The 19,534-nt window shown below is 36.5% G+C and carries 17 protein-coding genes; 2 read left to right on the top strand and 15 right to left on the bottom strand.

All coding sequences use genetic code 11. The features are described 5' to 3' along the window. Positions 1–94 precede the first annotated feature (94 nt). Complete coding sequence (locus G508_RS0111330) at positions 95–673, top strand: 2'-5' RNA ligase family protein (protein WP_026705427.1); 579 nt, start codon at positions 95–97, stop codon at positions 671–673. Positions 674–796: 123 nt separating this feature from the next. On the opposite strand, the gene G508_RS0111325 is transcribed toward G508_RS0111330, so the two are convergent. The 9 genes from G508_RS0111325 to G508_RS0111285 all read right to left on the bottom strand — a co-directional run bounded on the left by G508_RS0111325 (position 797) and on the right by G508_RS0111285 (position 8,385). After that, the gene (locus tag G508_RS0111325; protein WP_026705426.1) at positions 797–2,260 is read right to left on the bottom strand and encodes an AAA family ATPase; all 1,464 of its coding nucleotides are present in this window, start codon (positions 2,258–2,260) and stop codon (positions 797–799) included. Positions 2,261–2,401: 141 nt separating this feature from the next. After that, positions 2,402–3,520 carry a vWA domain-containing protein gene (locus G508_RS0111320; RefSeq protein WP_026705425.1) on the bottom strand — a complete coding sequence of 373 codons (1,119 nt, stop codon included), beginning with the start codon at positions 3,518–3,520 and terminating at the stop codon, positions 2,402–2,404. Between the two features lie 577 nt (positions 3,521–4,097). Then, entirely contained in the window at positions 4,098–4,895 is a 798-nt protein-coding gene (locus G508_RS0111315) for a hypothetical protein (RefSeq protein WP_026705424.1), read from the bottom strand. Positions 4,896–4,930: 35 nt separating this feature from the next. After that, a complete protein-coding gene (locus tag G508_RS0111310) occupies positions 4,931–5,413 on the bottom strand; it encodes a hypothetical protein (protein WP_026705423.1) in 483 nt (160 codons plus the stop codon). Continuing rightward, complete coding sequence (locus tag G508_RS0111305) at positions 5,400–6,131, bottom strand: imm11 family protein (RefSeq protein ID WP_026705422.1); 732 nt, start codon at positions 6,129–6,131, stop codon at positions 5,400–5,402. Before G508_RS0111305 ends, G508_RS0111310 begins: the two co-directional genes overlap by 14 nt. A gap of 3 nt (positions 6,132–6,134) precedes the next feature. Then, positions 6,135–6,392 carry a hypothetical protein gene (locus G508_RS0111300; RefSeq protein ID WP_026705421.1) on the bottom strand — a complete coding sequence of 86 codons (258 nt, stop codon included), beginning with the start codon at positions 6,390–6,392 and terminating at the stop codon, positions 6,135–6,137. A gap of 94 nt (positions 6,393–6,486) precedes the next feature. After that, positions 6,487–6,822, bottom strand: coding sequence for a hypothetical protein (locus G508_RS0111295; RefSeq protein WP_026705420.1), 336 nt, complete (start codon positions 6,820–6,822; stop codon positions 6,487–6,489). Between the two features lie 18 nt (positions 6,823–6,840). Then, a complete protein-coding gene (locus G508_RS0111290) occupies positions 6,841–7,182 on the bottom strand; it encodes a hypothetical protein (protein ID WP_157485993.1) in 342 nt (113 codons plus the stop codon). 15 nt (positions 7,183–7,197) lie between these two features. After that, positions 7,198–8,385, bottom strand: a complete 1,188-nt coding sequence (locus G508_RS0111285) for a hypothetical protein (protein WP_026705418.1) — start codon at positions 8,383–8,385, stop codon at positions 7,198–7,200. A 266-nt stretch (positions 8,386–8,651) separates the two neighbouring features. Between G508_RS0111285 and G508_RS0111280 the strand changes: the two genes are divergently transcribed. Continuing rightward, entirely contained in the window at positions 8,652–9,221 is a 570-nt protein-coding gene (locus G508_RS0111280; RefSeq protein ID WP_026705417.1) for a pentapeptide repeat-containing protein, read from the top strand. A gap of 129 nt (positions 9,222–9,350) precedes the next feature. Here the strand turns inward: G508_RS0111280 and G508_RS0111275 are convergent, their stop codons facing one another. The 6 genes from G508_RS0111275 to G508_RS18910 form a co-directional block, all read right to left on the bottom strand. Beyond that, the gene (locus G508_RS0111275) at positions 9,351–9,854 is read right to left on the bottom strand and encodes a GNAT family N-acetyltransferase (protein ID WP_026705416.1); all 504 of its coding nucleotides are present in this window, start codon (positions 9,852–9,854) and stop codon (positions 9,351–9,353) included. Positions 9,855–9,918: 64 nt separating this feature from the next. Beyond that, positions 9,919–10,506: a tRNA-(ms[2]io[6]A)-hydroxylase gene (gene miaE, locus G508_RS0111270; protein ID WP_026705415.1), complete on the bottom strand. Its 588-nt coding sequence runs from the start codon at positions 10,504–10,506 to the stop codon at positions 9,919–9,921. A gap of 178 nt (positions 10,507–10,684) precedes the next feature. Further along, positions 10,685–13,129 (bottom strand): outer membrane beta-barrel family protein, encoded by a 2,445-nt coding sequence (locus G508_RS18915; RefSeq protein WP_084625966.1) that lies wholly within the window; start codon positions 13,127–13,129, stop codon positions 10,685–10,687. 104 nt (positions 13,130–13,233) lie between these two features. Next, a complete protein-coding gene (locus tag G508_RS0111260; protein WP_026705414.1) occupies positions 13,234–14,925 on the bottom strand; it encodes a M56 family metallopeptidase in 1,692 nt (563 codons plus the stop codon). 12 nt (positions 14,926–14,937) lie between these two features. Continuing rightward, positions 14,938–15,330: a BlaI/MecI/CopY family transcriptional regulator gene (locus tag G508_RS0111255; RefSeq protein ID WP_026705413.1), complete on the bottom strand. Its 393-nt coding sequence runs from the start codon at positions 15,328–15,330 to the stop codon at positions 14,938–14,940. Positions 15,331–15,535: 205 nt separating this feature from the next. After that, positions 15,536–19,417 (bottom strand): T9SS type B sorting domain-containing protein, encoded by a 3,882-nt coding sequence (locus G508_RS18910; protein ID WP_157485989.1) that lies wholly within the window; start codon positions 19,415–19,417, stop codon positions 15,536–15,538. Positions 19,418–19,534 lie beyond the last annotated feature (117 nt).

Below are 19,534 nucleotides of genomic sequence, written 5' to 3'. Positions count from 1 at the left end.
TGAATTTGCATGGATAACCAATTAAATTTTTTCTTTAAAACGCTGCTATAAATCTTCAACTTTTTTATCTTTAGCCAATCTTATCAACCCACAAATGAATAGCTCTAAAAAAGGCCAACTACTTTTATTTCCCCCTCCAGAATTGACCGAATATTTAATTCTAATTGCTCCACCCGATGAAATCAAGAAGGAAATTAAAAAACTCAAAACCAAATTGAGTAAGATGACCGGCAATACCACTGAAAATCAATATTCGGTGGCACATATTTCGTTGTTCAAAACAGCTTGGGAAAAAGACAAGCATGTGTTAGAGCGGTTAAAAAAAGCCCTTTCAGATATGAAACATTTTCCTGTTTCCCTCAATGGTGTGGATGTTTTTTCAAACGGAACTAAAAAGAAAACCGTGTATCTTAAAGTGGAAAACCAAAAGCCACTCCAGCAATTGTATGAAGCTTTCAAGGGAGAGTTTAAAATAAAAAAAGAGTTTGTTCCTCATTTATCGATTGAGAAGAATCTTCTAATTGCTGATTTTGAAAAGATTCAGCACGACCTCAACAGTTTCAACCATCCATGCGAATGGATTTGCGACAGGATTACAGTTTTAAAGTTTAATGCAAAAAGTAATTCTTATAAATTGGTAGAGGAAATTGTGTTGAAAGATGACATAGGGTAGAAAAACAAAATATAATTATTCTTACCAGATTCGTTATAATCGCCAAGTTAAATCTTACATTAACAAAAAAAGGCTCCGTTTAGTAAACCAAACGAAGCCTTTCCTCTATAAAAAAATAATTACTTAAAACTTACTAATATAATTCCCATACAAATCCTTAAACATCGTCCCTTCGGCATATCGTTCCTTGCTCAATTTTTTATGTTCCACCAATCCCCATAACAGAAATTCCTTCAAGAACCTTCTGTCTTCAACAAGTGAAGTTGGTTGGTATTTTTCGATAAAGTTGTTCAATGGTGCAATTTCATCGATAATTGAATTATAAATTGCCGTGGTAGAATCGTCGGTAAGTTCAAAACCACTTTCGTTAAAAAACCAATCGGTTATTTCCTGATACGGATCTACAGCATTGGGGTGGTTCAGTTTTTCTATCTTCGGGAAATAATTCTCAAAAAGGGTCTTTACGGCTTGACCGATTAAAGTCTGAGCCACGAATGCCGCACCTTCTTGTTCGCCTTCATAGACTAACTCCACTTTCCCTGTAATGGAAGGAATGATGCCCATAAAATCGGTCAATCGCACTGTTGTTTGTTCCTCTCCATTCATCAAAGCACGACGTTCGGCCGTACTCAACAGGTTTTCAAAAGCTGTGATGCTCATTCGGGCACTCACACCACTCTTTGGGTCGATGTACTCACTTTCTCGTGCTTCAAAAGCAATCTGCTCCAGTATATCCTTAGCCAATGCTGGCACATACACCAACTCCGACTGACGCTTGTCCAATTTCGCTTCTTGTTCCGTAATGGTTCTTGCAATGGTAATATTTTCTGGATAATGCGTCAAGATTTGCGAACCAATTCTATCCTTTAGAGGCGTTACAATGCTTCCTCGATTGGTGTAATCTTCAGGGTTTGCCGTAAAAACAAATTGCATGTCGAGTGGCATTCGCAACTTGAATCCACGAATCTGAATATCGCCTTCCTGAAGGATATTAAAAAGTGCCACTTGAATTCTCGCTTGCAAATCGGGTAACTCATTGATGACAAAAATACAGCGGTTCGCCCTCGGAATCATCCCAAAATGCAACACCCTGTCATCGGCATATGACAGTTTCAAATTAGCCGCCTTGATCGGGTCGATATCGCCAATCAAATCCGCAACCGTTACATCTGGAGTGGCCAGCTTCTCGAAGAAACGCTCGTCACGATGCAGCCATTCTATCGGAGTATCATCGCCTTTTTCGGCAATCAGATCCTTTGCAAAACGGGATATCGGATGAAAGGGATCGTCGTTGATTTCCGAACCTTTCACAAACGGAATCCATTCGTCCAATAAACCCACCATCAGCCTCGCCAACCTAGTTTTGGCTTGACCACGAAGCCCTAAAAGATTGATGTTGTGTCGCGACAAAATGGCTCGTTCCAACTCTGGAATCACCGTATTCTCAAAACCATGAATTCCCTCAAAAGCCGATTTCCCAGATTGGATGCTCTTCTTCAAATTATCACGCAATTCACTCTTGATGCCTTTCGACACATAACCCGACTGCTTTAATTCGCCGAATGTTTTTATATTTTCTATTTTCATCTTTTTAAATTTGAACCATTTTTAAATTTAAAACCATTAAGAAATGAAAATTCATTAAGGTTTTATTATCTATATTTTTCAACTTCTTTCTTCTTGTCTCTTGCTTCTTTTGCCTTTTGGCTAACCACTTTTGCCTAGAACCTACTTCACCCTCTTCTTCCTATTCGCCTCATAATCCTGGAAAATCATCTCGCCCAAACCTTTCAATCCGGTGTAGAACGCCTTCCCCTGATTGGCTTCCGTGAAATTGTTCACAAACCGTTGCAGATATGGGTCACTTGCAATCATAAAAGTCGTAATCGGGATGTGGAGTTTTCGAGCCTGAGCCGCTTGAGTGTAGCATTTCTCTACGATATATTCGTCAAGACCATTGCTGTTCATATAATAGGAACCATCCTTTTCACGGACACAGCTGGGCTTTCCGTCGGTAATCATAAAGATCTGCTTGTTGGTATTTCTTTTTCTGCGTAAGATGTCCATTGCCAGTTGCAAACCCGCTACCGTGTTGGTATGATAAGGTCCCACGGTCAAATACGGAACATCCTTCAAGGAAATAATCCAGGCATCGTTTCCAAAAACAATAATGTCCAACGTGTCTTTTGGATAACGTGTTGTGATGAGTTCGGCAAGTGCCATTGCTACTTTTTTGGCAGGAGTAATTCGGTCTTCGCCGTATAGAATCATACTGTGGCTGATGTCGATCATCAAAACCGTACTCATCTGAGCCTTGAAATGGGCATCTTCCACAATCAAATCATTTTCGGTGATCTTAAAACCGTCCATGCCGTTGTTAATTTGGGCATTCTTCAAACTCTCGGTCAAGGAAATCGTTTCGAGGCCGTCGCCAAATTGAAACTCCCGCAACTCACCCGTGAATTCATCTCCCGCCCCACTCTGCTTGGTCTTGTGATTGCCCGAACCGCTCTTGTTCAGGTTTCCAAAAATCTGGTTCAAGGCCTGTTGCCGAATCAGGCGTTCGGTTTTTGCCGTCAATCCTGTTCCTTGAGTGCCGTCGCCCTTTAGTTCTTCCTTGACGTAGCCTTTCTTTTTCAAGTCTTCTACAAAATCATCGATGGTGTAGTTTTCATCCGTCAATTTATATTCGGTGTCCAATTCGCGTAGCCAGTCAATCGCCTCGTCAAAATCACCCGAAGTATGCACGATCAGCTCCTTGAAAATCTCAAAAAGCTTATCAAAAGGCGACAAATTTGGTGCTTGATAGGAAGTGAATTTAAACCCTTTTCTATTGTTCGTTTTCATATCGCATAAAATTACGCCATAAGGCAAATAAAGCGATGCTAACGATTATTAATTTTTAGTTAAAGTAATTTTGCGGAAATCAACCAAGCCAAAAAACAAAGAAATGTCCAGCATCAACCTATTTCTAAATGTAAAAATAGTAAGTATTATACCTTTTAAATTTATCTGATACACTTTTTGGAATTTATAGCCAAATAAATACCATTTAAAGTCAGCTATATTCTATTTGTTGCTAACTTATTCCTGCTTATGATAAAAGAATTGACACTGATTGCTAACTTATTCCTGCTAATGATGAAAGAATTGACACTCATTGCAAACTTATTCATACTTAAGACAAAATAATCGATACTTGTGGTAAACTTATCGAGATTGACTTTGAACTAATTGATATTCATAACTCCATATTGGAGATTTATTACGGACTTTTTGAAGTTTACAGCGGATTTTTTGAATCTTGCTGTGGGTTAAATGAATTTTATTCTTGACTTAATGGGTTTTGCTGTTGGTTTTTCCTTTTATAAACTTAAAGAAATGGTATTCACCTTGTAAAGATTGGTACCATAGGTAATAATTGCTACCTATTTAAATCAAACTCGGTAATTGTATATACAATTTTATGACCATTCATAACTTCGCTAAACTCAGATACTTCTAATGGATAATATTTTTCAAGTACAGCTTTGTATTTTAATACCGGATGATAAAGAGATTTTATACTTTCGGTTACCCATAGTTCCTTTGTTTGTTTCTTAGAATTCATTAAAGAGATAAAATCCTCATCTTCATTAATATCTTGTCCTGATTTGAATTCTAAAATTACTTTGAAACATTTAAATCCATAAATCTCTTTAGTTTCATTTCTAAACTCTTCTACTCTAATAATTTCATCCTTAGAATATTCGTAGGGTTTATTTTCTGCCAATACTGTAATAGAATCATTGTCTATACTCTTTATCAGAGACGATTTAGTATTTATAACCAGATAATAATCTTTGGTAGGAAAATCAAATGAGGAAACATACTCGTAGATCGTTTCATCACTATAGATATGATGAAATTTAACACTCATATCATCTTCTATCTTCATAAATTCACTAACAAGAAAATCTAAAGTACTTTGATCATTCAACATTTTCAAAACGCTTTCAACCTTTGAAGAATCAATAGGCTCATCCATATCTTCCTTTTCTCTGACTACTGATTTTGTTGCCTCTGACAAAAAAGCTTTCACCGATTCCTTATATTGCAATTCATCAGTAATGCTTTCTTGTCTACCAAAAGTAACCTTTCCTTTTTTGGGAACAATTACACTATTTTGACTATAAGCTACTGATGCTATAAATAAGCATATCAGAATAATATTTTTTTTCATAGTGCGATTTTAATAGTTTATCATATCGTTTTCTCCTACTCTTCTTTGATAAATAAAGTACAACCCTTGTCAAACCAACTTTCACCTGCCCTAATAGGAATCATCTCTACATCTATTCCTTCACCTTTAAAACCTAATCCTGCTAATTCATCTCCTCCTAGATATTCGTCCACTTCTTCATCAATGAGGGGTTCAAAGCCGTTCTTGATTAAATAGGCTGCCAAGAGAACATTTGACTTTATATTGACAGGATCAGGATTTGCAAATTTTATTTTACCTAATGCCTCATACATTGATGTGGAATCTTGAAAATCAAAGTTTTCTGATTCTTGTGTTTCTAACTCAATTGTATCACTCGGAAATTTTAGTAAATTATATTTTTCTGCCAATTTGTGAAAAGCGATTTCTGCTCTTTCAATCTCAGTTTCACCTTGCAAATCAATTTCTTTTAATAATTCTAAAAGCTCTGGATCGTCATTCATCCAATCTTCCAATGGTGTATCGCTATAATTTTCCATATACTTTTTCTCTTTCGCCTCCCGGGGCTATCCATTCGTTATAACTCAATTCTGTTGGCTGAAATTCGATGCCGGTACAACCGGCATCTTCTATTTCTTGTTTAAGGGTTTCTGACACTAAGTACCCGATGCCTCCATCTACATAATTCAGAATAAAAAAATCTTCTTTGACATCGTTCAACTGTAGTTTTTCTATAGTAATAATTTCTAACTTTTCTCTTGCTTTCTCTATTGCATTTTCAAAGTCAATTATACTTTCGATATTTAATTGAATAGGTATTGTACCTCCTCCATCTTTTTTCTTTCTGTGGATTATTTCACTATTCTTAAGATCAATATAATCTTGATTAAATTCATACATATTCAATAACCAAAAATTATTATAGACAATGTCTTTTTTTAATATATTGATATCAAAAAATTGCATCCCAGTTTTCCTACGACTCTCAATAATTTCTTTTAATCTGCCACTAAGTATTAATTTCATTGAGACTGGACCACCATCCATGATCAAATCGTTGACTTTTGCACTAGCAAAAAGTTCTATATCCAAAAGATAAGGCTGAAAATCAATTTTTTCGTTTCTGACACTTCCAATAAATTTGGGTTCTTCCCAATACAATTTATTATTTGGTATTTTTAATTTATAATCTTTTATATAATCGTTTGAGCCACGAAATTTTGGGTTTAAAGTAAATCGGATTCTATAATATTTCATAGATTAAAAATTTAAATTATTTAGATGCACATTCGGATTGTTAATTATAGCTTGTTTTGCATCTGAAATTATATCCATTAATTCATTATAACATTGAGTTGGGGTAGCATTAGGATTGAGATTAATAAAACTATTTAATTTAGCAAAAATCTTTCCATCATAAGCACCCTGGCTACCATTATGAACAGCCGTACTCAAAGATATGCCATTTAATGCTTCATTCATATGAAAAGCACTTCCTGATTTTGCAGCTCTCTGCACAACCTCATTTGTTTATAAAACAAAAAAGTGCCTCCCGAGAGCGGCACTTTATAGATCAATAGGTGTTTTAATACAGAAAGCACTTTACGAAAAACTAGTCTCTAATTATTTTGATGTTCCTTTCAGTTCCATTCTTTTCAATCTTAATAAAATTACATTTCTCTTTTCGTATTATTTTCTTTATTCTCTTTTTTAAATTCTTTGATATATAATAAACTTTTTTTTCATTGATTGTAACTTTATAGATATTCGACTTATCATAATTTTCATTAAAAAAAAATCTTCCATCAATAATACTATAAAGTTCACTATCAATAATACCATTTTTAATTACCTCACAATCAAGAGGAGTTGAATAATCGTATAATTTTTCTTGTGCTGTAATTTTCAAAACTATGAAAAACAGCAAGATTATAAAATATGATTTCATAAAATTTAATTTACTATTTTAATTTACTTTGATAAATACTATTTCATTCGTTTCATTTCCATTTTCGTCAACAACGAATTCTAGAACCCATCCATTTCCTACTATTTCTTCAAAAAGATCTCCTAATTCTTCAGAAGCCATTATTCCATCAGCATCATAATCTGCATAATGAACAAGCTCATGCAGCAAAACACTATAGACAATAAGTCGTCTTAACATACCTCTTCCTTCTCCTTCGGGCATGTTTTCTAACTGATTTACTAAATCAATATCTATAAAAATTTTATTAGGTTCACTAGGATTGAATTTACCTTTATATTGTAAACCACTCGGGTTAGTTCCTAATTGAACAATATTTATTTCAGCCCCACTTCCTCAAATCAAATTTTTCTTTACCTCATCGCTACTTAAATTAGTCAACGATGTTATTGTGTTTATTATTGTTGCATCATCTTTTAGTGTTGGAACATATTCTTGTACCAAATATGTCAATTCTGGATAAAGTATTTTGTAATTACTTCCAACAGGATATTTAAAAAAAGGAGAAAAGCTAATTGCTAAATTAGCAATTGCTGCATTTATCATTTCCTCTGCAAATTTAAATGCCACTTCTTTATTCGGGTGTTGATCAATATAATTTTTGATATCCGTTTTTACTTGCTCAGGTGCTTCATTATCCCACCAATCTCTTTGTTCGGCAGACAATCCGAGAACAAAATTTTTAGAAGCATTACCATCTAAAACCGGAGTAGTAAACACAGGATCATCGTGTCCAGGGTTGCTTTCGTTACCATTATCATTAGGAGGATTTCCTGAACTCCCTGGCGAACTTCCTGATGAGCCTCCTCCTCCTACATCTCCACCATCTCCACTAGAAGGCCCTCCATAACCACTCCCGGGAGAGTTACCTCCACATCCAGGGCTTATATCGATTATTAAAGTGGTTATTGTCCAGCTAGTCCCTACGCAACCATCACCCAGATAGCCACCAGATACTATTACTTCGCCGTTCGAATGTCTGCAATAAGAACTTGTTTCATAATAATAATGGACACATCCATCGGCTTGGCTTACATTTACGGTTGAATTATTTTCAACCTTTGTTATTGTGGCTGGATATTTATCTCCTATTGTTTGTCCTTCTTTAAGAGCTTGCATTTCTTCTTCGGTCAACAAATATTTTGTTATATGAGCAATATATTCGCCATTTTCTTTTGAACTGAGTACTAGGTTTTCTATTTTGTTTGAAACTTCTTCATCTAAAATTTGAAAAGTAATGGAGTGTTTTTCTCCATTTTCAATAACCATAATGGTAGTGGTGTCTATAAAAACACCATAATCTTCATTGTAAACACCTTTATATTGTAGACCGGTATTTTTTTTAGACGAGGTTTCTTTTAGCTTTTGAAATGCATTTTGATTGGATTTAAATTCAGCGAAGCTAATTTTATTGAGTTTGTATTTCTGTTCATTATCTGAATTTTCAATAAAATCTTTTTCGGCTTCACAACCTAATAAGGCAAAAAAACAGCAAACCAATGCTTTTAAAATGTACTTTTTCATAATAATTTTGTTTTAATTGTTTTTGATTTAACAATACTATGAAGAAAATCTACACGATGCAATACGTATAAATACGGGTTTTTGATTTAATGAAAAAAAATACAATAAGTAAAGAATAGCCCCATTCAAATAAAGAAACCGCCAACCTTTCTGAAGCTCCCAAAGAACTTCCCAATCCTCCGAAAACCTAAAACCCTACTCCCAAAACCTAAAACCTTGCACCCAAAAAAAAATCCTACCTTTACCCCTCGAAACACACCACCAAAATGCCAAAGTACGAACTAGAGCAAACCTACACCAAGATTACCTACACCAAGGACACCATCGACCACACTGATTTTGAAGGTTGCGTTTTTGAGCATTGTGATTTCACGGCTTGTACTTTTGTGGGGGTTACGTTTATCGATTGCACCTTTAACAACTGCAATTTCAATAGTGCCAAAATCAATTATGTCGCCTTTCGAACTGTCTATTTCAACAAGTGTAAAATCAAGGATGTTAACTTTGCCATGTGTGACAAGCTCATCTTCGAGATCCATTTTAAGGATTGTATATTGGATTTCTCCAAATTCTATACGCTAAAAATCAAGGGAACAACCTTCACCAATTGCAGCATGATTGCCCTGGACTTCATGGCAACCGACCTCACCGAAGTCCTCTTCGACCGTTGTGACCTCTACCGTTCGGAGTTTGCAAAGGCCATCGCCAACAAGGCCGATTTCAGCACCAGCTATAACTACACCATCGACCCCGAAAAGACTAAAATCAAAAAAGCAGTCTTTTCAATCGACGGACTGAAAGGACTGCTCTCCAAACACGACATTATCGTGCAATAAGGATATTATTTATTTTTTATTGCTATTTTTTATTTTTTTAAATTCAGAATTAGTGAAAATTCGTGGAATTTGTGTCTATACTTTTTAATTACAAATCTATGAAATCTGTGAAATCTGTGAAATCTGTGTTTACTTAATCAACTGTTTTTCCATAATATAATCCTCCATCAAATACCCATATTCCAATTCAATGTCTTCCTCTCCTACTATTTCAAAACCAATCTTCGTATAAAAATCTTTTGCTTTATTAAACCTGTTTACGTTTAGCGAAAGCTTATCGGCATGATTCTCCAAGGCAATCTTCTCGATTTCCTGGATCAAAAGCTTGCCCAATCCCCTTCCCTGCGTTTCCGGCAAGAGATAGATTTTATGGATTCGGGTGGTATTCGTTTCCTTATACAGATGTTCATACGAAGCAAAACCCAAAACCGTTTCGTCCTCCTTTACCAACAAAAACCGATGTCCTTTCTCCAAATAATTATCCAGCAAAGCCTCCTCCGAATAAAACGCACCCAGCATATACTCAAGCTGTTCTTGTGACAATATCGCACCATAAGTGTCTGGCCAAATGGCATACGCCAAGGCTTTAATGGTTGAAAAATCAGATGGAGATGCAGGGATGATGGAAATCATAGAAGTAGTAAGATTTGAGTTTAAGACAAAGTTGCTAACTGATCACTGAACACTGATCACTAAACTACCCGTGAATAGTCTCCGATTTTCCATATTTCGCAATCACCGAAGCCTCAAACTCCAGCCATTCTCTCCAGCGTTTCTCAACGTCAATTCCGTGACCGTATTTTCTGGCGTAGGTAATAAAAGTGGTATAGTGACCTGCTTCGCTTTCCATCAGTTCCCAATAGAATTTAGACAATTCCTCATCGTTGATGTTCTCCGAAAGTACCTTGAAACGTTCGCAACTTCTGGCTTCGATCATGGCCGAAAAAAGCATCCGTTCTACAAAACCCGAAACTCTACTTCCTGTATTGCTTCGTTTCATGTATTGAGCGAGTTCGCCAACATATTCGTCTTTTCTTTCACGACCGAGTTTCAATCCGCGTTTCTTGATGATCTCGTGCACCATCTCGAAATGCTCGATTTCTTCTTTGGCAAGAGCCAACATATCGGTAACCAAATCTGGATATTCAGAGTTGATGGTGATAATAGTAATCGCGTTAGAAGCCGCTTTTTGTTCGCACCAAGCATGGTCCGTCAAGATTTCTTCTATATTTTTCTCTACAATGTTCACCCATCTTGGGTCGGTTGGCAATTGAAGACGTAACATCATGATCTGTATAATTGAATGAGGGGCAAATTTACAAAATTCTGAACTAGGGTGCTTTCTATATAAAAAATAAAAAAACTTTTTCTCTTCATTTTATAAACCATTAAGGTATTAAGAGTAGTTAAGGTTAAGCTTAACTACTCTTAATACCTTAATGGTTTAAATAAAAAATGTTTTATTACCCTTTTACACGGCCTTGTTCACTTTCGGCTCCTGAACGTTCTTCTGATTTTGCTTGGAAGGCTTTACCAAAAGAATACGTAAAAGTCAAGGCTACAAAACGGCTATCAGGTTTATTTTTCCAAGTAGCATCGGTCAATTTCAAGTTATTGATGACACCATTTCGGATACCCATATAAAAGATGTCGTTTGCATTGAGACGTAACGTTCCCCTATCGCCAAATACTTTTCTTTGGATGCCAATGTTGATGCTTGCATTTTCACCAAGTGTAAATTGGGAAGAAGTCATTTCAGATGTATACCTTCCACTCAATTCAGCCGACCATTTTTTATCAATCTTGAACCGATTATTGGAAGAAAAATGGAAGAACGTTCCAAAGGAATGCAATCCTTCTGTGTATAATTCACTCCTGAAATCCATGTGGGCTACTTCGCTAAACAAACTCGTTGTAAGCCAATTGGTCACTTCAAAATCCGATTGTACAGTCCAGCTCAAGAATTGGCTCTTGCCAATATTTCCTGGACGGCTGTAATAGATTCCGTCGTTGATCTCGATGGTTTCGTTGATGTCATCTTTTGTTTTTCCGTAGGTTAAAGCTGTACTAAAAATCCCTTTGTAACGATAGGAAAGTTCTACATTATGTCCAAATGACGGATTCAAGTACGGATTTCCTGAGTAGAAAGTAAACTTATCAAGCGGACTCAAAAACGGGTTCAAGTCCTGATAATACGGTCGGTTGATACGTTTTCCATAATTCACAACCAACTGATTATCGCCGATAGAATCCAATTTATACATCACATAAACCGTCGGAAAAAGATTGGTATAATCACGCTTGAATTGCGAAGCTGGTTTCATGATATTCCCCAACTGATTTCCTTTAGAAATAGTCGTTTCAAGACGCAAACCTGTCTGGAATGAAAACCTCTTGTAGCTTTTATTGAAATTCAAATAAGCCGCATTGATGATTTCGCTGTATTGAAAATGGTTGCTAGTGTCATAATTTGGTACCGCTTCGCCACCAATAATGTCGGCATAATCTGCCACATTATCGGTTTCAGAGTAACTGATTTTATATCCACCTTCTAACAATCCTTCGTTTTTTAGCGGATGCGAATAATCGGTTTTAAAGGAATATATTGAAATCTTTGACGGAAGTTTTCCGACCAATTCGTCACTGTTGCTCAAGGTATTATCGGGCTGATAGATGTAATTTCGGAAACGCTGATCGGTTTTATCTGAATAGGTCAAAAAATCGGCATCGGCGGTAAGCCTTTTTCCTTCATCAAAATCACGGCTGTAGTTTAGGGTAACGCCACCGTTTCTAAATTTATTATCCGTTCTATTATCAGCAATTATGGTAGAATCTATAACTCCAGCTGCATTTGAAAGCATACTGCTAACATCCGAAGTATTGAAACCAGAACGTGTAAATCCATTCAAGCTGATACCCAAAGTAGTTTTCTCCGAAGCATAAAAATCCAAACCAATCTTGGCATTGGCATTCTTATTCTCGCCTTCCATCAAACTGTTCTGGTCGAATAGCGTTTTGGTCGTTAAATCTTCATTTTTATACCTTCTGAAAATATATAAATCCGTCACTGATTGCTGCTTTGCATAACTCACATTTCCATACAGTCGGATTTTTCCATCCGTATAATTCAAGTTCAAACTGTTGCGGTTTACCATTCGTTTTCCTTGCGAAACGCGAGATGAAAAGCTCCCATTGAAACCTCTTGCATTGCTTTTCTTGGTTTTGATGTTAATGATTCCCGCACTTCCGGCAGCGTCATATTTTGCTGGCGGATTGGTCATCAATTCAATCTGGTTGAGGGTTGAAGCTGGAAGTGATTTTAGATAAGCCTCCAATTCGGCACCTGAAAGATAAGTGGGTTTGTCGTCTATAAATACTTGGACACCGCTTTTCCCTTTGAAGGTAATTGTGCCGTTTTGGTCAATGATGATGCCAGGCGATTTCTCCAAAACATCCATGGCATCTGATCCTGCAACCGACATCATCGCGTCAACATTGACAACCGTTCGATCGATTTTATTTTCTACAAATGCCTTCTTCTTTTCGATAACGACTTCATCCAGCTTGTTGATAGCTTCAACTTGCAACTCGATAACAGGTAAAATAACCGTGTTTTGCAAAATCGCAATAGGTTGAGATTGATAGGTTTTATAACCCAAATTATCAATTACAACAAGGTAGCTGTTATCTGAAAGATTGGCGAATTCAAAGTTGCCATTGGCTTCTGGAAAAGTACTCTTGATTAAGGAATTGTCTGAAGCAGAAACCAGTGTGATTAATACGATTTCTAATGGATCATTGTTGGAAGCTTTTATACTCCCAGTGATTTTTCCATTGGTTTGTGCTTGTAAAAAAGTTGTACACAGCACTAAAAAGTACAGTAATAGAAGTTTGGATAAATAATGCATTGATTGTTCGTGATTTGATTGATGATTGCTTCGCCAGTTCGCTGACGCTCGTGTGATTTTTTTTGTTTGATTGTTTATTCGTTGATTAGTCGAATAATAATAGATTAGTTACAGGCTACAAGATTTGAAACATCATAATTATAGACAATTGAAATTTTATCCGAAACAAGATGTTTTTCCTGTATCTGCTTTAGGTATTTTTGCTTGAACTTCTTATGAACAGTATCGGATTGTACTTTTCCATTCACAATAAGCTTTGTGTCCGAAAGATTATAGGATAAATTCACCGTTACCGAAATTATCTTTTCAGCAGTCAAATCATTGATTATTGCTTGAGCCATTTTTTCTGGAGATTCCCAAACCTTGTCGGCTGTAATCACGATTCTTTCCTTTTCTTGTTTCTTATTATCAGTAACCGATATTGTTTCGCAGGTGGTTATTGTCGAGCTTTTCTTTGCAACCGAATGTTTTTTCTCCATTTCCTGCCTGATTTTTTCTGTTTGAAGCTTTTTTATTTCAGCTTCTTCACTTTTTATTGCTGCATTTCTTGCATCAATTTCAGATATGGCTTGTGCTTCTGCTTCCGTCATTACATCTGGTTTAGGAGCTACAATTTCGCAATATTCACTTTTCGCAGTTGTTGCAGTAGTAGTTTCTGTAGTTTCCGTAACCTTAGTTACTTCTTTCAAATTGGTTGTGGAATCATAGCTTGTTGTAATTTCTTCTGAAGCTACAGTCTCGATTTTCTTTTCTGCAGAAGGATTTTCTAGAACTGAGATTTGAGAATTTCCAAAAGCAAACATTACGATCAATACCGCAAAAACAGCTATTGAGAGAAACGTTTTCTCTATTCCGTTAAGTGATTTTGTATCATTATTGATGATACGTTTCACACGGTTTAAAAGATGATTTTTCTTTCCTCCAAATCCCATTATCAATTCGTTGTTCTTCATATTGTATTCTTGAAACGAAACCAGAGCGTGTACAAATTTTGCCTTGCATTTTGTCACCGAAACCGCGATATCATCACAACAATTTTCTCTTTCTTCCTTGATTAAAGAAGACAACCACAGTACACCTGGATTGAAAAAGAAGACAATTTCAGCAAAGCTTTGAAGCAGGTTTACAAAATAATCCTTTCTCCTGATATGGGCCAATTCGTGCAACAATATCGCTTCAATTTGATCCAGGGGAAGCTGTGAAAGCATCCCAATTGGCAACAAAATAATCGGCTTGAAAAAACCAGTTACCGAAGGCACTTTAACGAGCTGTGATTCCAACAAAACGATATGTTTATTAAGATTGATTTTTTGACTTAAAGCCTCCAATTTTTCTTTCCAATAGTCAGAAACAGGTTGATTTCGGTAGTTTCTAATCTTATAAATATGACTCAGGTTACTCGTTATATTGAAACATTTTATGCAGAAAATGATGAACCAAATCAAGACGATTGTATTCGCATTTTTATTTAGAAAATCAATAATCAGCGTTGAAAGATTATTCTTGACAGTGCCATTTTCGATTGACCAAACCGACTTTAAATGCTCTATTGAAAAATTAAGGGACGTAACGCTTTCTTCATTTTCGTTACCGTATTCATAGTTAAAAGTCAGACCAACGACTACAATAAAAACCAAGAACAAACCCGAAAGCAAGTTGTATCTTACAACCGAAGTAGTTTTTTTTGTCATCAAAACAACAATTCCTGCCAAAAATGCCAGAATAAAACCTTGCCAAATCGTGTGGACAAGTGTCCAGGAAATTGCTTTTAATAATGTGTCGCTGATGTTAAACATATTATTGAATTTTTAAAGTTGACTATTATCTAATTTATCAAGCATCTTTCTGATCTCTTCGATTTCCTGTTTCGAAGTCTTTTTATTCCCCAGAAGTTGCATCATCAAGCTGCTGCTTGAACCATTGTACATCGTATCGACAAATTTTTCAAGAAGGAAGCCTTTGGTTTTTTTCTCTTCAATCGTCGGACTATAAATATGTTTCATGTTTGACTTGTCGCTTTCAAGCATTCCTTTCTCGGTCATGATTTGCATCAATTTTAAGGTAGATGAATATTGGACAGCCCTTTTTTGTTCGTTCAGTTCGTCATTTACAAAACGAACAGTCGATGGTCCAAAACGCCAAAGGATTTGGAGGATTTCTAATTCGGATTTTGTAGGTTCAGATTGCATGGTACTTTTCATTTACTTTATTAGACAATTCAAAGGTAGGAAAAATTTCGTACGATTAAATTATTAGATGTTAAAATTTTCTAAAAAAACAATTTCAGATAAAAATGCAGAAAAAAAGATTGTACAGATTTAGTCTCAATAAAAAGAATTCCACTAATTTTCACAAATATTTCGTGAAAATTAGTGGAATTCGTGTCTGAAAAAAAAATCTAGCGAATTATCTTTTTAAAGCAAAATGCGATTTAAATTCTTTAGCAATTCCTTGTTCTTCATAATGAATAAGAAACCAATAATCAGTTGCTGGAAGATTTTCTCCATTAAGACTTCCGTCCCATCCATCGCCCGAAGGTTTGATTTCAGTAATTAATTTCCCATATCGGTCAAAGATAAAAATCTGAGATTTGAGTTGTTCGTTTAAACCGCCAATGTTCCAAGTATCATTATAACCATCTCCATTTGGGGTAAAGAATTTAGGATAATCAATGATTCGAATGTCTTCAATTACAACAGCATCGCATGAAGGCTTTTCTGTTTTTCGGTCGTAAATATGAACAGTATGCAATCCTGCACTTACGTTTGTAAAAATACCATTGTTATCCATTATTGGACCGTAATCCAACTGGAACCAATATTCTCCATGTCCTTCGACCACAACAGTAATCGTATTTTGATTATTGAAAGCCGTGGTTGTTTCCACACTAATCACAACTGCACTCCCCGATTGAATCACTTCAAAAACCTCGCTTGGTTCAGGAGTACAAATCGAAGTTGAAGTAGCATCCATAATTTCCAAAGTATATAATCCAGGTGAAGCCGTTGTAATTTCATAACTTCCAGCAGTTGCTCCAGGAATTTCTGCACCATTCAAAAACCATTTATAGGTATAACTAGCACTTTGAATCAAGCTGAATAACGTCAAGGAACGCTCTACTTCTCCCGTTAAAAAATTGACACAAATCGTATTGTTATTATCAGGACCTGTGATGATTCTTGGTTTTAAAATGGGTTCAACAATAAGATTTACTTCGGTTAAGCCGACACAATTATTGGCTAGATTATTATTTTTTACACGAATATAAACCGTCTGCAAATAGGGCGAAGCAGTATTTTGATGTACTTGCGGATTCGCAATCGGATTCGCTCCAGTTTCAGCTGTAAAGGCAGATAAGTGATAGGTAATACTAAAATCGGCTGGATTTTGACCGTTTAAGATTTCGGTTTCCAAATCTTCCAGATTAAAAGTCGAAATTCCATCATCCTCTCCATCGGTATCACAAACCAAAACAGCTGCAGGCTGTGTAACTTGAGTTCCGGATTCGACAATCAAAGTTATGGGTTCGGTTATACTGCAACCAGAAATAGTGTTGGTGATGGTAATAAAAATAATCTCCGAATCTACAGTTTCATTCGTATACGGATTGGTTGTAATTGGATTTACATTTGAAGCATCTTTCGAAAAAGTAACCGTAAAACTTGCCTGATTTTGTGTACTTCCTAAAAATACCGGAATGTTTCCCTGCAAATCAAATGCTGCAAAACCCGAACCATCAGCATTGCAAATCGTATATTCATCGGAAGCCAAAATCGGATAAGGATGCACCACAATTTGCATCGTGACATTGCTTGAACATTGTCCAGCATCTGGAGTAAAAGTATAAGTTGTAGTGGCCGAATTATTGACAGCTGGCGACCAAGTTCCTGTAACACCATTCGTAGAAGTTGTTGGCAAAGCCGATAAGGTTTCGCCTTCGCAAATTGGTGCAACCTGAGTAAAAGTTACAATTTGAGCTGGATTCACCACGATTTCCATCGTAACAACATTGGCACATTGGCCTGGATTTGGTGTAAAAGTATAGGTAGTTGTTACCATATTATCCAATGCTGGCGACCAAGTTCCAGTGATTCCATTAATAGAAGTCGTTGGTAAGGCCGATAAGGTTTCGCCTTCGCAAATTGGTGCAACCTGTGTAAAAGTTGCAACTTGAGCTGGATTCACCACGATTTCCATTGTAGCTGCACTCGAACATTGACCTGCATCAGGTGTAAAAGTATAAATGGTTGTAGTTGTATTGTCCAATGCTGGCGACCAAGTTCCTGTAATTCCGTTAGTAGAAGTCATGGGCAAAGCCGATAAGATTTCGCCTTCGCAAATTGGATCAACCTGAGTAAAAGTAGGCGATTGAGCCGAATTTACCACGATTTCCATCGTTACAGCATTAGAACATTGACCCGCATCAGGAGTAAAAGTATAAGTAGTTGTAATTGTATTGTCCAAAGCTGGCGACCAAGTTCCTGTTACTCCTTCGATAGATGTCGTTGGCAAAGCCGATAAAGTTTCACCAGGACAAATTGGAGGAACTGGCGTGAAAGTTGCAATCTGTGTTGGATTGACAATGATTTCCATCGTGACAGCATTGGCACATTGACCTGCATTTGGTGTAAAAGTATAAGTCGTTGTGGTCGTATTGTTCAAGGCTGGCGACCAAGTTCCAATAATTCCTTCGATAGAAGTTGTGGGCAAAGCCAATAAGGTTTCGCCTTCGCAAATGGATGCCACCTGATTAAAAGTTGCAATTTGAGTTGGATCCACCACAATTTCCATTGTTACAGCATTCGAACATTGACCTGTAGCTGGTGTAAAAGTATAGGTTGTTGTGGCTGTATTATTCAAAGCTGGCGACCAAGTTCCTGTAATTCCTTCAATGGAAGTTACAGGCAAAGCCGATAAAATCTCGCCTTCGCAAATTGGTGCAACCTGATTGAATGTTGCCATTTGAGTTGGGTTTACTGCAATTTCCATTGATGTAGTTGTCCCACATTCGCCTGTATCGGGTGTAAAAGTATAGGTTGTTGTTGCAGTGTTGTCTAATGCTGGCGACCATGTTCCTGCAATTCCATTATTGGAAATCATTGGCAAAGCCAAAAGTGTTTCGCCTTCACAAATTGGGGCAACCTGTGTGAAAGTTGGTGTAACGACTGGTGTTACATCAACTGTAACTTCATCGCTCAAAACCTGTGAACAAATAACGATATTGCTAGCCCCGACGATTTTTGCAGCAACCAAAGTATAGGTAGTCGATCCGGAAAGTATTTGCGGAAGCGTGAAAACTCCTGCATTATCTAGAATCAAGGATTGAACTGTACCTCCATTTATGGTGTAATCAATTGTAGCTTCGGGAGTTCCCGTAAAAATGATATCCACCTCACTTCCATCACATATTGTGGCTTGGGAGGCAGAAATTGTTGCAGTTGGAACTGGAAAAACTTTTAATTCGAAATCCGTAATGCTTGAACAACCTGTGACATTATCGGTCACTCTTGCAAAAATTTGCTGTGGATTTGAGGAATTTCCGAGGATATTTCCAAGCGGAGCTACATTATCGACTGCGTTTTCCAAAGTGGTATGAAACGTTATGGTGTTGTTTACCAAATCAGGATTGATGTCTGGTCGAACAGTATTCAAATCAAAAATTCCAATGTTGGGTGTATTACTACACGTTCTCATATCTACAATATCATTGGCTGTTGGTGCTGGAGCAAAAGCACCTGTTCCATTTGTTGCCGATCCTATCCATTCGAGATCAAAACCACCGTCTCCTTCTGGCCGGTCAATGGCAATATAATAGGATTGTCCGGCTGTAACAGTTAACCATCTAACATAACTATTTCCTGCCGCTCCAGGTCCAGCTGTTGTGGCTGTAGTACTTCCATACATTCCCGTATGATTATTGACAACCACATTACCAGCTGCTTGAGAAGCTAACGGATTTGTAGTTGCACAACGAATTGGGCTTCCTAGGTTATCACATGTTTTGTTAGGGCCATATACCCAAAAATCATAATCTACTGCCAGATCTGGATCGCTTGGCTTTATATGAAATCCTAAATTACCAGATTGCACTACATTTATTTTCAACCAAATAGAATTATGTTCCATTCCTCCACAACCCGAAACTTCCTGAGTTGTTCCTATTCCATCTGCATTGGAGGAAAATGTTCCATTGCCACAAATAACGATAGCATTCACACAATCGTTTGGTTCTTGTGCGACTATAAAATTACAAATTGACAATAGGAGTATTACTATTATTTTTTTCATCTTCATCAACAACTTTTTTTAAATTGGAATAGCCAACTTTTATGATTTTCATAAAAATTAGCTATTGAAAAATTATTTAACTTATACTTGAGAGAGGCTAATATTTTTTACTTTTTA

This window comes from Flavobacterium soli DSM 19725 (assembly GCF_000422705.1).
Classification (GTDB): Bacteria; Bacteroidota; Bacteroidia; order Flavobacteriales; family Flavobacteriaceae; genus Flavobacterium; species Flavobacterium soli.
The sequence above is the reverse complement of the archived record's forward strand: the minus strand, read 5'-3'. Positions and strand labels throughout refer to the sequence as shown.